Annotated in this window: 12 protein-coding genes and 2 pseudogenes; 3 read left to right on the forward strand and 11 right to left on the reverse strand. The window is 38.9% G+C overall.

Translation table 11 applies throughout. From position 1 onward, the window contains the following. Positions 1-27: 27 nt before the first annotated feature. The 11 genes and pseudogenes from J2S07_RS02070 to J2S07_RS02110 all read right to left on the reverse strand — a co-directional run bounded on the left by J2S07_RS02070 (position 28) and on the right by J2S07_RS02110 (position 14,164). The gene (locus tag J2S07_RS02070; protein ID WP_307148744.1) at positions 28-2,757 is read right to left on the reverse strand and encodes a recombinase family protein; all 2,730 of its coding nucleotides are present in this window, start codon (positions 2,755-2,757) and stop codon (positions 28-30) included. Positions 2,758-2,878: 121 nt separating this feature from the next. Further along, positions 2,879-3,613, reverse strand: coding sequence for a recombinase zinc ribbon domain-containing protein (locus J2S07_RS02075; protein ID WP_307148745.1), 735 nt, complete (start codon positions 3,611-3,613; stop codon positions 2,879-2,881). Next, positions 3,614-3,703 (reverse strand): annotated as a pseudogene (locus J2S07_RS21885) (recombinase family protein); the annotation flags it as partial. It lies immediately after the preceding gene. A 217-nt stretch (positions 3,704-3,920) separates the two neighbouring features. Further along, on the reverse strand, positions 3,921-5,261 hold the full coding sequence (locus J2S07_RS02080; RefSeq protein WP_307148746.1) for a hypothetical protein: 1,341 nt from the start codon (positions 5,259-5,261) through the stop codon (positions 3,921-3,923). Positions 5,262-5,365: 104 nt separating this feature from the next. Beyond that, on the reverse strand, positions 5,366-5,860 hold the full coding sequence (locus J2S07_RS02085) for a hypothetical protein (protein WP_071392655.1): 495 nt from the start codon (positions 5,858-5,860) through the stop codon (positions 5,366-5,368). A 197-nt stretch (positions 5,861-6,057) separates the two neighbouring features. Further along, positions 6,058-9,684 carry a recombinase family protein gene (locus tag J2S07_RS02090; RefSeq protein WP_307148747.1) on the reverse strand — a complete coding sequence of 1,209 codons (3,627 nt, stop codon included), beginning with the start codon at positions 9,682-9,684 and terminating at the stop codon, positions 6,058-6,060. Positions 9,685-9,805: 121 nt separating this feature from the next. Then, positions 9,806-10,915 (reverse strand): recombinase family protein, encoded by a 1,110-nt coding sequence (locus tag J2S07_RS02095; RefSeq protein WP_307148748.1) that lies wholly within the window; start codon positions 10,913-10,915, stop codon positions 9,806-9,808. A 21-nt stretch (positions 10,916-10,936) separates the two neighbouring features. Then, positions 10,937-11,065, reverse strand: a pseudogene (locus J2S07_RS21890) (recombinase family protein); the annotation flags it as partial. 256 nt (positions 11,066-11,321) lie between these two features. Continuing rightward, on the reverse strand, positions 11,322-12,059 hold the full coding sequence (locus J2S07_RS02100; RefSeq protein ID WP_307148749.1) for an exonuclease/endonuclease/phosphatase family protein: 738 nt from the start codon (positions 12,057-12,059) through the stop codon (positions 11,322-11,324). A gap of 53 nt (positions 12,060-12,112) precedes the next feature. Further along, positions 12,113-13,480, reverse strand: coding sequence for a site-specific integrase (locus J2S07_RS02105; protein WP_307148750.1), 1,368 nt, complete (start codon positions 13,478-13,480; stop codon positions 12,113-12,115). Between the two features lie 105 nt (positions 13,481-13,585). Then, positions 13,586-14,164 carry a transcriptional regulator gene (locus J2S07_RS02110; protein WP_307148751.1) on the reverse strand — a complete coding sequence of 193 codons (579 nt, stop codon included), beginning with the start codon at positions 14,162-14,164 and terminating at the stop codon, positions 13,586-13,588. Between the two features lie 161 nt (positions 14,165-14,325). Here J2S07_RS02110 and J2S07_RS02115 point away from each other — a divergent pair, with 161 nt between their 5' ends. Genes J2S07_RS02115 through J2S07_RS02125 form a run of 3 tightly spaced genes read left to right on the forward strand, consistent with a single transcriptional unit; the run spans position 14,326 to position 14,840 of the window. After that, positions 14,326-14,526, forward strand: coding sequence for a phosphatase (locus tag J2S07_RS02115; RefSeq protein ID WP_307148752.1), 201 nt, complete (start codon positions 14,326-14,328; stop codon positions 14,524-14,526). After that, positions 14,477-14,707, forward strand: coding sequence for a hypothetical protein (locus J2S07_RS02120; protein ID WP_160549538.1), 231 nt, complete (start codon positions 14,477-14,479; stop codon positions 14,705-14,707). Before J2S07_RS02115 ends, J2S07_RS02120 begins: the two co-directional genes overlap by 50 nt. Continuing rightward, a complete protein-coding gene (locus tag J2S07_RS02125) occupies positions 14,685-14,840 on the forward strand; it encodes a hypothetical protein (protein WP_307148753.1) in 156 nt (51 codons plus the stop codon). The genes J2S07_RS02120 and J2S07_RS02125 overlap by 23 nt, the downstream gene beginning before the upstream one ends. The last annotated feature ends 14 nt before the right edge of the window (positions 14,841-14,854 follow it).

The following is a 14,854-nucleotide window of genomic DNA, read 5'->3' on the forward strand; positions in this document are numbered from 1 at the left end:
AATATATATCGTCAACGAAAATGACGGTTAAAAATTAAAAAAATCACCGCCATTGTCGGTTCCGAAACTACCGACAAACAGGGTGATTAATAACAGCAAGGGAGCTGAACGTTTCTTCTTTACCTCTTCCGCTCGTTCATCTAATATCTTCTGTACTTCATCCCACTTTTTCTTTGGTATGATCGGTTCGTGATGCTCCTCTATATAATACTGAGGTTCTTGACCTTCATTAGGAATGTTTTTCTTTCGGCCATTTTGCACCGCTATGGTTTGTTGGAATAAAATATCGCCTTTATAAACCACATTTCTTAAGATGTTTGTAACCGTTCTGGCTCCCCAGGTTAAATTACCAGTTGGACTAGGAATTTTTTTCTCACTAAGATCAACTGCGATTTGAGCCACAGTGACTCCTTTTCGTACTTCTCTAAAGATGCGCCGGACCACGCTCGCTTCTTCTTTCACTATATGCCAACGGTAGTTATCATCAATGGTATAACCATAGTTCGGTCTTTTCCGATGGAAAATGCCCCGCTTGGCCATGCTTCGAATTCCCCATGCCATAGACCTACCCATACCGATACTTTCCTCTTGTGCAATGCTTCCGAAAATGGATAACATAAGATCTGCTTGAGGGTCCGAAGTCCATATATTTTCACGTTCAAAGTAAATGTAGGTTGGATTGGGAAGCTGACGAAGATATCTCGTGATTTCCAGGGTATCTTGAATATCCCGGCTTAGTCTCGAAACGGACTTGACCAAGATGACATCAATTCGCCCCCGTTCACACTCTCGAATAAGCCGATTCAATTCATCTCGATTTTTCATCGAACGCCCCGATATCCCTTCGTCTGCGTAGATGCCTGCAAATTGATAGTTTTGGTTTTTCAAAATCAAATAAGTATAGTATGCTACCTGTGTTTTGAGGCTTGATTGCTGCTCTAAACGGTCCGTTGAAACACGGCAATAAGCAGCTGTTCGCAGGGCGGTTTTAGTATTTAAATGGGAAGAAGGTTGTTTATTCACCCCCTCCATCGATGCTTCAATCGTCTGCAAGATCGCTTTACTGTTGTTTGGTTCAATCTTCTGTACTTCTCTTTTAGGAATGGATGATTTTTTATTTTCCTTTTCCTTTATCATCAAATCGCCTTTATCATTCAGTATTTTCAATTCAGAAGTCACCTCCTTTGTTGTTTGGCTTTCTTCAGTCGGTGATGAGTCTATATCCTTTAATAATGGTGAGCCTATGGTTGTCACCGTTCCATCCAACCATTTCACCTCATAGTCTTGTTCAGTCGTTACCGATGCGCTTAAAACCCATGCCCTGAAGTGTTCTAGAGTAGCTTGTTCGTAAAAAGTCTCCATATTCTGAATGGAATCCAACCATTGAATGGTACTGGTCCGATAAAGTCGTCCTTCTTCCACACTTTCAATATGTTCTTCAAAAGCACGATACGCTTCTTCTTTTTCCTTCAGCTCTTCATCGGTATCCGTTGTTCGAGCCATCTCCATTTCTGTCAGCCACTTTAACCGATGGAATTCAAAATGGTCTTGTTGATTGGCAACGGTCAGTATTTTCTTCAAAGTACCGATTTGAACATTTTCATCTTCTAAGAACTTTTTCTCGAAAGCCTCTAGCATCATGTTTCGTATTTGATGTTCTTGTAATTCTGGCCCTTCACAAACACCCGCATTTCTTGCATTACACCGCCAGATATTACCGCTCTTCCTTTTATGAACTCTTATGAGTTTTCCACAATGCTGGCAGATGACTTGTTTCTGAAAAGCATGTGGTTCAGTGGGAGTGGATCGCTTACGTGGAGATTTATTGTCCAAACTAAACTTCTCTTGAGCCCGATCAAAAACATCAATACTGATAATGGCTGGATGGGTATTTTCAATCGTAATGGGGTCATCCTTGTTAATCGTTTTTTGCTTGGTAAACAAATCAGTCGAATGAAGTCTGGCCACTTTATTACCGGTATAGGTAGGATTCTGCAACATATATTTAATGTTTTTTGTCCCCCATACTTTCCCGCCTTTCATGGTTGGAATCTCTTTGCGTATGAGTTCTCGCTTGATATCTGGGATGGACCAATCTTGTAAAAACCAATCGTATATCAAGCGAACTACCCTTGCTTGTTCCTCGTTGATTTCAAGGGTGGGCTGTCCATCTTTTGTGACTTTTCGATAGCCGTATGTCGCTACAAACTTTGGCTTTCCTTTTTGCAAACTTTTTTCATAGCCCCATTTGGTAGAGGCAGAGATCGTTTCAATCTCCTCTTGTGCAAGTGCTGCATACGTGCTCAATAAAAATTGATTGTATTCAACCGAGGTGTCTACCTTCTGTTCCTCAAAATACACGCCCACTCCCTTGGCTTTTAACTCTTCCACGATTTTGATAAGATGCTCAGCATTCCGGGTAAAGCGAGATACATTTTTAGTCAAGATAAAATCGACACGTCCTTCATGGCAGTGGCGGATAAGACGTTGTAACCCTTTCTGTTTGGTCGCATTTCTTCCACTCGTGCCGTTATCAAAATACACACCAACGAATTTCCAGTTTGGCTTACTTCGAATGAGATGGGTATAATGTTGAACTTGGTTCTCTAGCGAATGCAGTTGCTTTTCTATATCTGTACTCACTCGACAATAAGCTGCTACCTTCACTTCATGGTTTCCGATTAACGGACTTTCCTCCCTTGCCTTAACTGGATCCCACAATGTTCGGACCCACATGCCTTTTTGAATTTCATCCAATACAAAAACCCCTTTCCTATAAGTGATAATGGTTCGTGTCCATCTATCACTCACATCCCGAGAACATTCAAGTTCTTTTTCTGGGTGGAAAGAGGTTTATGTTTATTCAATTTGATTTAGCTTATTTCTTCTTAGGAGTTTTACGTTCTCTTACACAGAGAGTCCGTTTCACCCCACATTTAAATTGAAATTCAACTATTCGCTCCTTATAAATAATGCCCCGCTCGATTGTGTTTTTGAAAAGCGTTACATCAAAATCCTCTAGTTCTTCAGTCTCTTCTAATAAGTCTAGAAAGGATTGTAATTGCTTTTCTAAATAAAGTTGTTCTTGCATGTTTTCCTCTAGGCTATCCCGCTCCTGTTGGAGGATTTCCTGTTCATAGATGAGGTGTCTTAATGTAGCATCATAAATGGCATCCTTGGTGGCCGATTCCTTGGCAGCCAAGCCACTGATGCGATCGGTAATGGCTTCAATTTTCGTGTTCAACTCCTCTAGCCTCTGTTGTTCCGGTGGCGAGAGGGATGCCTTTTCAATGGCCTGTTGCGCTTCCTCTATTACTTCATGGAGGTTTTCCTTCATTTCTCTTATTATTTTCATAAATGCATTTTCAAGGTCTGTCTCATGAACATAGCTCGTTTTGCATTCCGTGTAGTCTGGGTCTCGTCCTGCGGTCACTCGGCATTGCCAAGCAGAAATGTAATACTTCTCTCCTTTCCTCGATGAAGTCATACGTCTTCTTATGGCTGGTCTTCCACATTCCCCACAATAAAACTGATTAGAAAATGGGCTGACACTACTAAAATGTTGGCGATATTTTTCATCGGGATCCTTCATCATCAGCCTTCGCCTTTTCATTTCTTGTTGAACTGCTTCAAAAGTTTCTTCGCTAATAATCGCTGGGTGAGTATTCTTCACAAAATACTGTGGTTGGATATCGTTGTTGCGAACGCGTTTGTGAGATAAAAACGCCGTGAGGCTGGATGGATAAAAATACGCAAAATATAGATTAAAATATCCGAGTTTCTTCTATTATATAGAGCGATATTTCTTAGGATTTTCTTGTTTCAGCTCTCATTCTGCTTTAGTTAATTAAATAGCTATAAAACAAAAAAAATTGCCCACCACGTATTGTGATGAGCATACTTTTAAACTTTAACTATGACTACTGTTCACTAGTTTCTCCTTCATCTGATCCACCTTTTTCCTTAAAGAACTCAGCTAATTCCATGCCTTCCTCCTCAGCTATTGCCCTAAACTCATAAATGAATCTCGGACTCCTTTCCATAAAGCTTTCCATCCTACTATACAAATCCCCAAACATATAACTTTTAAATAAAATATTTAACTCACTTACAACTTTTGCATCCAAAGGATTATTTTCTAAGTAGTATACAATTTTCTTGCCATTACTATTGGCAAATTGATAGCCAGTATATACTTTATTTAAATCTCCACTTTCAAACAAGGTATCTTTAATTATTTTAAAGAAATCATGTTTCCGTAATACCCTTGCTTGATCTTCATCTGGATAAGCTCCATTTTTTAGTTGCCTAGATAATTTTCTAACAAATGTCTGTCTCTCCTCTTCTGGAATAACACCACTTGTTAGTAAGGTTATAGCTAATTCCCAAAAAACATGATTAAAATTGCCTATATCTTTGAAAAGAAGTTCTCTCCAGAATACTCTGATTAACTCCTCTTTACCCAAACACAAGGTAAGTCTATCGGGAAACGTTTCAACGAATTGAGTAAATACATCTTTATCAGATGTAATAAATTCAACAAATGACTCTACTATATCTCTGTTTTCTGAGTAAGCAATCGCTCTCCAAAATTCGGTTTCTTGCTTTTTCCTACCAAAAAGGGATAAATTCACATAATCATTATAAATGTCTTTAAGTAACTCTTTTAATTCATCTTTTTTGACAACTAAGGGAATTTCTTTTATAAGGTATGTGAAATCAGAATTAGGCTTAGTATAAGTAGGATCAAAGTGTTTTTTTATTTTCTCTAATAAAGCCTGTTTCCCACCATTTACAATAAATTTTGAAAGGTTAGATCTTAGAAATAGCCAAAACATTTCTACATGACTATGACCAATTATAGTATCTTTGGCATGTGCGCACTCATTTCTTTTCCTTCTCCAAAATGGGATTTCTTCAATGATATCGTTAGTTATTAAAAATACCTTACTTTGTACTTCTTCGCTTTCATCGATTTTCTTTTTCATTTGTATTGCTTGGATGACAGCCTCCTCCCACTTTCTATCATCTTTTAATCTATTAACTAAATTGTTCCAAACCCCTTCTTCGTCTTTCATCAACTCCGGGATTTCACTTCTTAATAAACGATCTTTTATGGTTTTGAAAAATCCTAGATAAGACATAATATATGCTGCACGAAATGCCCCGACTCTATAACACATAATAGATTCATTAAATAAAATTTTTGCGTCTTCTGATACATCTTGTTCTTTAATCCAGTTTTCGAAGTAAATCTCCATAATTCCCTCCAACTAATATTTTTATAAAAATTCTCGTTTAACCACGATATTACAACCCATCTAAAGAAAAGAGCATTACATCATTTAGTAATGCCCCACTTAATTTATTCAATATTGTGTTGATCTAAAAATTCTCGTATCTGATTTGCCTCCTGTTCAGTCAAATGAGCGAATCTATCTGTGTTTGCCCATTTTAACATCCTTCTTCTTATATCCCTTTGACCATAAACATCATAGCGTCTTTCTTGATAAACATATATTAAATTCCTTGTTAACGAAATGAGAACCGCTACCAATAATCCACTTAATGAAAGTATCTCAGCCCAATAATCAACATTTGGTATTATCGGCAGTATCACTAAAACAATAACAAAAGACCCTATAATGGTTGCTGCAAAGGTTGTTGAAGAATCTTGTAATGTAGGTTTTGACGATACCATTATTGTGATAACACCGATAGTCAAAAATACTAGCGAAGATGCAAAGGAACTGTTTTTATCAGGGTCTAAGAATGAAAAGAAAATTAGAACCGACAAAATTCCAGCTACTACTATTAATACCCTTAAATCCCAAGATAGAGATCTCCAAAATTCACCCATATACATGCACCTCCCTATATTTTCCAATTTTAGCAAACCTATTAAATATATGTTCTCGCAGGTTTTATCGACCAATACTCCTATTATTCTACAACATTTAACACATCTTGCGGTTAAATTTCCCAGTTATTTTTACTAACTAATTCAAAAAAAATAAACCCATCAAGTGGCCACTAGCCTACTCAATGGGTACCTAATTAATAGTTATGTTTTTTTATCCGGTAATGAAACACTTCTCTGGTTCCACCCTTTTCCGGTGCTTTGAATCTTTCTAGCTTACCTTGCTTCATTAAAGGTCTCAAAATAACTTGGAAGATGTGCGAATCAGAAATGACCATCCGCTCATTCATAAAACGTACAATCTCTTTAAGATCCTTTGGCTCCTCGCAAAATACTAACAGCTCCTCCACCTCAGGCCCTTTGAGTAATGCCTCATGTTTTTCCTTCGTTTTCTGCTTCTTTTGCTGGCTTTTTAACTTGACATAATCAGCATAGGTTTCCGGCATTTCTTGTTCCAGTTCAAATATGAGATGGTAGGTGACCTTTCCATCTTTACACACTTCTGCTCGACTAATGAATTCTTGAAACAAATCGTCAGGAAAGTCCTCGCTTGCTCCTTCCACATGCTTTTTCACCTTTTTCATGATTTCCTTAAACATTTTTCTCTCATGTTCCACACGTCTTTCTCGTTCACTAAAGTGTTTCAGTCGGTCATGCAACTCCACCAGTTCTTCTGTCAGCTTATCCACCAGCTGAGTGTTTTGGCCGTTTTCATGAATACCCTCTTCTACAGCTTTATACAAGTCTTGGTTTTGTTTTTCCACTCTTTCTTGCAAATCTATTTTTTCCTGCTTCTCTTCCTCTGTTAATTCCAATCTATTAATCCAATGCAAGACGTCATTTTTAAAATTAGGGTCCGCATGAATTTGGTTTAAAAAGCGGATGAAGTTCCACTCTAAATAATCCTGGCGAATACGCCTTGTATCGCATCGTTCAGTTCTATATCTCTGATCATGGCGACAGCACACCCAGAAGTGCGTTTCCATTGGTTTTTTCCATCGTCTCTCTACATGCCGTCTATGCCCCATCAAATATCCACATTCACCACAATACAGTTTTTCAATAAAAGCTTCATTTTTCATTTCATCTTTTTCATACTTCCGATGTCCATCTTTGATAAATCCTTTTTTCCGTTCTTCTAAAATATCCTGAACCCGTTCCCAGTCCTTTGGCTTAATGATCGGCTCATGATGATTTTCAATATAATACTGTGGTTCCTCCCCCTGATTACGGATGACCTTGGATTGTAGTGTATCGACTGTCACATGTTTTTGAAATAAATAATCGCCTTTATATACTTCATTTGTTAACATTGCCATCACTGATTTAGGATTCCAATAGTCTTTTCCTGTCGCTGTTTTAATCCCATCACCGGCTAAGTCTTCACATATTTTATTAACGGTTTTCCCTCTCAACACTTCCCTAAAAATACGTTTGATGATTTTGGCTTGCTCTGGCTGGATATGCCACCGATATTCATCGTCCACCCAATATCCATACGTAGCCTTTTTCCACCGGATAATTCCTCGTTTGGCCTGACTCCGATGTCCCCAAGCAATGCTCCTCCCAACATTCATGACTTCTTCTTGGGCGATGGCACCGTAGATGGACATCATCAACTCTGATTGGGGGTCTGACGTCCAGATGTTCTCCTTCTCAAAATAAATATAAACAGGGGTTGGGAGTTGTTTCAGGTGTCGTGCAATGGAAAGGGTATCTAATGCATTCCGGCTAAAGCGAGAAATGGACTTTGTGATGATGACGTTAACAAGTCCTCGTTCACAATCCTTCAAGAGTTGGTTTAATTGATCTCGCTTTTCCAAGGAACGCCCTGTGATTCCTTCATCTGCGTAGATACCCGCAAATTCATAGGATGGGTCTTTCAGAATGAGATACGTATAATATGCTACCTGAGTTTTCATGCTTGTTTTCTGTTCTAAGCGATCGGTTGAAACCCTACAGTAAGCAGCTGTCTTGAGTGTTTTTTTACTTTTTTGCAAATGATCAGGCTTTTCATTTCCTATCCGTGCATTCTCAATCGTTTCAAGAATGGCCTTCCCCTCACCTGGTTCTATCTTTTGTACTTCTCGCTCAACCATAGTATTCACTTCTTTTTCCCTCTTCTCTTTTAAAGCCCCATGTTCATCGAGAAGGGTCAGTTCATGATTCACCTCCTTCTTGGGGCTAACTTTTTTCTTTGGTTTATTTTTCTGGGTTGAATGAATGGATTTGCTTTCAGATAATTGACCAACCATCAAGCTTGTCCCATCAAACCATTCAACTTGATAGTTTTTTTCATTTTCTATCGTGATTTGATGAATCCATGCACGTAAGTATTCCGTCGTTACGTTTTGATGGAACTCTTCCATAGACTGTAGTTTGTCTAGCCATTCCAATGTCTTCAGACGAAAAGGACGGTCATCTTCTATTTGAGCAACCTGTTTTTCAAACGCTTGATATTCTTTTTCTAAGGCATTTATCTTTTCTGGATCCTCATTACTTTCCTTTGCTATCTCCAATTCCGTTAACCATTTCAACCGATGAAATTCAAAATGGTCCTGCTGATTGGTCGCTTTAAGTTCTTTCTGCAACTGGGCAAGACTATCCGATTGATTCAATTCATATTTTATGCTCATCGCTTGTAATGCCATATGTTTTAATTGCTCTTCATTTATGTTTGGAGCATCGCATGTTTTGGCATTACTCGAAGCACACTTCCAGTAGTCAATTCTAGGACTAGGGAAAAATTTATATCGATATCCACAAGCATGGCAAATGAGCTTTTGGGAGAATGCCGGTCGATTTCTCTTCGTTGGTATTCCTGTATTTCTTTTGTTGCTTTCTATACGCCTCTGCACTTCATCAAAAACTTCCCGACTGATGATTGGAGGGTGGGTGTTTTCTATCTCAATCTCCTCACGATCGTGATAAGTCATTTTGTGAGTGAAAAGATCTCTGGTCGCAGTTCTTGCCATCATATTTCCCGTGTATGTGTAAGTCATTAGCATTTTTTTGATATTGGAAGCCAACCATCTATCTTTTCCGTTAGCTGTTTTAATCCCTTGTCTGTATAATTCTCTTGTAATTTCAGCCCTCGACCACCCTTGTAGAAACCAATCAAAAATGTTACGAACAACCGCCGCTTCTTGCTCATTAATCTCAAGTGTATTTCCTGACTCCCCTCGAACTAGGTTATAGCCATATAGCCTAGAGAATTTAGCTTCACCTTTTTGAAACTTTTTCTCGTATCCCCATTTTGTAGAGGTAGATAGGTTCTCGATTTCTTCTTGAGCAAGGGCTGCATAGGTGGTGAGTAAAAATTGATTAAACGTAATTGATGTATCAATTTGTTCCTTTTCAAAGTAGATCCCCACATTTTTAGCTTTTAGATCCTCTACTATTTCCATCAAATGTTCTGCATTTCTCGTTAGGCGAGATACATCTTTTGTTAGAATGTAATCGACTCTACCTTCGTCGCAATGGCGTAGCAATCGCTGTAGTCCTCGTTGCTTTTTAGCATTACTACCGCTTGTGCCACTATCAAAATACACACCTACAAACTTCCAATTTGGTTTACTTCTAATTAAGTGAGTATAGTGATGTACCTGATTCTCCAGTGAGCGAATCTGATTCTCAAAGTCGGTACTCACTCGACAATAAGCTGCGACTTTAACTTGCTTGTCTCCAAGGAGTGGGCTTTCCTCTCTTTCCTTGACTGGATCCCATAAGGTACGGACCCACATACCTTTTTGAAATTCATTCATAATAAAAACCTCTTTCCTATAAGTGATAATGGTTCGTGTCCATCTATCACTCACATCCCGAGAACTTTCAAGTTCTTTTTCCGGGTGGAAAGAGGTTTATGTTTATTCGTTTATATTAAGCTTATTTCTTTTTTGGTACCTTTCGTTCACTTGCAAAAATGGTCCGTTTCACTCCGCATTTAAATTGAAATTCAACCATCCGCTCTTTGTAGATAATGCCTCGCTCAACTGTATTTTTGAAAAGCTTCACATCAAAATCCTCTAGTTTCTCAGTTTCTTCTAATGAGTCTAGGAAGGATTGGAATTGCTTTTCTAAATAAAGTTGTTCTTGCATGTTGTCCTCCAGGCTGTCCCGCTCCTGTTGAAGAATCTCTTGTTCGTAAATCAAGTGCCTCAATGTTGCGTCGTAGATGGCGTCGTTTGTCGTAGACTCCTTTGCAGCCAAATCACTTATGCGGTCAGCAATTGCCTCAATTTGTGTATTCAACTCTTCCAATCGTTGCTGTTCCGACGGCAAGAGGGATGCCTTTTTAATGGCTTGTTCCGCTTCTTGCTTTACTTCATCAAGGTTTTCTTTCAATTCCCTCATTATTTTCATGAAGGCATTTTCTAAATCCGTTTCTTGGACATAGCTTGTTTTACAGCCCTTGTAGTCTGGATCTCTTCCTGCGCTCACTCTGCATTGCCAACCAGAAATGTAATACTTCTTCCCTTTCCTGCTTGAGGTCATCCTTCTTCGTATGACCGGCCTTCCACATTCCCCGCAAAAGAATTCGTTGGAAAATGGGCTAACTCCACTATAGTGTTGCCGATACTTTTTATCTGGGTCCCGCATCATCAAACTTCGCCTTTTCATTTCTTGCTGAGCTGCTTCGAATGTTTCCTCGCTGATAATGGCTGGGTGGGTGTTCTTAACGAAATATTGCGGTTGAATATCTGTGTTGCGTACCCTTTTATGCGATAAAAAATCGAGCGTGACGGTCTTCTGTGCTAAGCAATGTCCTTGGTACTTCTCTTGTCTCAAGATTTTGTAGACCGAATCTCCCGTCCACGTTTTATTTCCCTTCCCTGTCTTTAACCCATCTCTCATTAAATCTCTAGCAATGCTTGGACAACCTTTTCCTTCTAAAAACTCTCGGAAAATTCTCCTAACCACCTTTGCCTGTTCTTCGATGATGACTATTTCTCCATCCTCAGTTGTGTCATAACCTAGGAAAAACGTGGTTGGCATATGAACTATTCCTTGTTGAAATCTCTTCTGTACTCCCCATTTTGTGTTTTCACTTACGCTACGGCTTTCTTCCTGTGCCATCGACGATAAGATGGTTAAGAAAAGCTCTGACTTTGAATCCAGTGTGTCGATATTCTCTTTCTCGAACCGTAAAAAGTAGTTTCGTAGTGTTTAAGAACGTGCCTGAAACCCGCATAAAATCGGGGTTTGTTGAAAGTTGATTGTGTATCGTACATTTTCGTTTTGGTCTTTATTGCAAATTAAAACACCGGATAAACACCAACTATTTCTCTTAAAGTACACTTTTCTATAAAAAATGTGCTGCAAGGGATTTTTTAGCCTTACAGCACACTCGATTTTGCGTAGTGTACCCGCTTGGAGCACACTAATCAAAATATTTAAATATCTAAATTTCTATAATCAAAGCCGCATGATCTGTCTTGTCATTGTTTAATAAATATGAATCTATACGTATACTATTTAAACATTCGTACAATGATGGGGACATAATTGCATAATCAAGGCGTCTTCCTTTAATATGTGTCATCGTTGAGTTTGGGTAGCCTTTTTCCAACCAAGCATCTTTAGCATTTAATGCCAATAGTTGTAAATACTTTTTCTTTTGTTCTGTCCCCAAATCGTATACATTATAATCCCCAATAATAACAAGTTTTTGTCCTTGCTTTTCTTTATAGAAGTCAATTAATTCCTCCCAAAAGTTATTATCATAAGTTGGTGGAACATGAACACCGTAAACGATACAATCTGCTACTTTTATAACACTAGCTCTAAGAGTTTTGTTACTTTTTGAATTATGTGGATTTACAAGTTTTGTGTATAACAGTTCTTTCTTTACAAACATAATAGTTATGGACGGATTCTTAAAATTATTTTTTTCATAAGGGACTATCTCATAATCAACTTCTTTCATACAACCAATAAACTTTTCTGTAATTTCTGTGTTTAATTCAAATTCATGTAGTATTACAATAACTGGCTTCTCTTGTTGTATATATGCAAGTATTTCAGTAGCTTCACTAGTTTTATCAAGTGTACCCCATTCTGAATATTTATTTTCCTTCTTGTATTGTTCTTTAGATTTTAAGCCACCAAAGTTATTAATATTTAAACTTAATATTTTCATTAGTATCCTCCCGTTTATATCTCCATTATCCTTAATTCTACTAATCTTCATTTCTACATCACATCATCCAAGGCTTGACTGATAGCACTGGCTACCTTTTCGGCTGTTGCATTGTAGACATGGGCGTAAATATCCTCTGTGGTCTTTGTGTTGGAATGCCCTAGATGCTCTGAGATGAACTTGACCGGTACTCCAGCATTGATGAGTAGTGAAGCATTCGCATGCCTCAAGTCGTGAACGTGTAAGTCTGGCAAGTCATGCTTCTTCAGTAGTTTCTTCAGCGTGGCATTTAGATAAACCCCACTGATGTATTCTCCTTCCATGCCGGTTACCACCGCTCCTCGTTCAATCCATTTTGACCCTAGCGACTCTTTGTATTCTTCTTGCCACTTTTTATGCTCTTCTAAAATGGTAATGAGTTCAGCGGGTATCGCAATCATCCTTAAACTTGATTTGGTCTTTGGCGTTGACAACTTGTACTGCCCATCTGCTCGGTAAAGGGTATAGCGTACATGAAGGGTTCCCCTTTCCAAATCAACATCTTTCCAGTGAAGCCCACAAAGTTCCCCCGACCGCATGCCTGTGTACATCAGTGTGGTCAGTGCCACTCTCGCATTATTGTTGGGTACCTCTTCTAAATATTTTAGAAGCTGCTTGCATTGTTTATCATCAAGAAACAGTTTTTCTTTTTCTGTCCCCCTTGGTGAAGTCGCATGTACTACTGGGTTCTTCCATATAATATCTTTCTTAAGTGCGGTGCTAAAAATGGATGATGTTGCGGTTCTGACTCTGGCAATAGAAGTGCTATCTATCCCTCTGTCCTTTTCGGGTCTTTCTTCTTCGACAAACAGATCATTCAGCTTTTTGCCAAATGCCACTGCAATCTTCTCGGCGGTTGCCTTGGACACCCGACCGCCTCTTGCTGCTGTTTTAATGGTACCTAGGGAAAGACCAGCCTTTCTTGCAGTGGGCCTTCTTGTCCCATCACCAAGCAATGATGGTTCTTTCATGATATAGAACCTGCTGATTTTCCCTCGCTTGTGGAGATGGTTCAGCATTTCATCAATTCGTGCGGTGGTAATGTCCTTGAGTTTCAAATGTCCAATGTATGGCAGGACATAACTCTTCATCAATTCCTTATTGGTATACAGTGTTCTTTCCTTTAATTTGTGTGGTGCGATCTGTTCAAAGTACCATTCGCATAGCTCGGAAAACCGCATGTTCTCATTGAAGTTTGTCATTCCCATGCATTTCTTCTCAAATTCATAAGCAAAGGCTGTAGCTAGTTTTTCCGCTTTTTTCTCCGTGACATTGGGCGGTGGTGTAAATGTCGTAGTCTTTCTGATTTGCTTGCCTTCCATATTGTAGCCAAGAGAAACCATGATTCTATAGGTATCTCCCCGCTTTTTGATACTTGGCATTTCATTTCCTCCTTCCTAGAGAGAATTCATTTCTCTTATGGTATCTATCACTCTAACGGTGTTATAAAGCAAGTATATAAACACCAAAATGTGCGGTTATTTTCTCTAGTCTTCACGCAGTGAAATACCTCGTTTTTCTAGTTCCTTCTTAATGATTTCCTGTACATAGGCGTTCAAATCCCATGCCCAATAGCCTTCAACATTTAGACCGGGCATCATTTTTTCCTTCTCGTCTGATGACATCTGGGCGAGCTTTTTCAACTTCTCCATTTTGTAAGATAAGTCTTCCAGAAAGCGATAAAAGTCCACATCTGATAAAAGCTCATCCAACAACGGTACAACTTCTGAACAAGATCCGAATTTGTCTGTATCATGTGCTCTCTTAATAAGGTTGACCGCTACCTCTGATAAACCAAGGACTTTATGCACCTCTTTATTCTCAGAACTAACCCCTGTCAGTAGATAGTCCACAGACACATCAAAATATTTCGCAATCTTATAAAGGTTTTCTGCAGTAGGCTGAGTGGAGCCATCCATATACAAACTAACGGTCTGTGGTCGGATACCAATGGCTTTGGCCAGTGCCTTTTGTGTTGTTTTCTCCCCGGTGTGAGGATGTTCTTCCATCATGTTTCGTAAAGTTAAGGCAAAAATATTATCGAACCCTTTGAATTGATTTCCCACTAAGATCACCTCTATTTTTCTGTTTCACTTGAACTTTAATATTCTAGTTCTCTTATGCTTGTTATTTTGTTTTATCTGAATTACCATAAGAATATCAGATGAAACGCAATACTTCAAGCGAAAGTAAAGCGAAACAGAATTTATAGAAGGAGGTATGTTTCATGGATAAAAACACACTTGAGGCCGCTGCGAGGGAAGAACGATTGAAATACTTTCGAGAGTGGCGCCGCAATAACGCTGATAAGGTGAAGAAACACAACCAGAATTACTGGCTGAAAAAGGCAGAGAAAAAACTCAAGGAGGAGAAAGCCCGTGTCGGAAAACAAGAAACCAACCATGCTGACCGTAAGGGAAACCGCTAAAACAGGCATCCTCCCTGAACACGCCTTAAGGCTTCTGCTGAAAGCAGGCAAGCTTCCCGCTATCTTCGTGGGCAAGAAGGCATACATCAATTATGAAAAGTTATGCGAACAACTTAGCCAACTTGATGGCTCAGAAAAACCGGAAGGAGATGATATTTATGGATATCAAAATCGAATGTAAGAACTGCGATCATGTTGCCACAGTTGATGTAAATGGATTGATTAAATCCATGCATGACAGCATCGACAACGATTCCATCTATGCAGGGTTTCTTTGCAAAAAATGTGCTGATGAACTTTTTGATGAAGACTAAACAGAAAGGGGGCG

This window comes from Anoxybacillus andreesenii (genome assembly GCF_030813005.1).
Taxonomy (GTDB): domain Bacteria; phylum Bacillota; class Bacilli; order Bacillales; family Cytobacillaceae; genus Robertmurraya; species Robertmurraya andreesenii.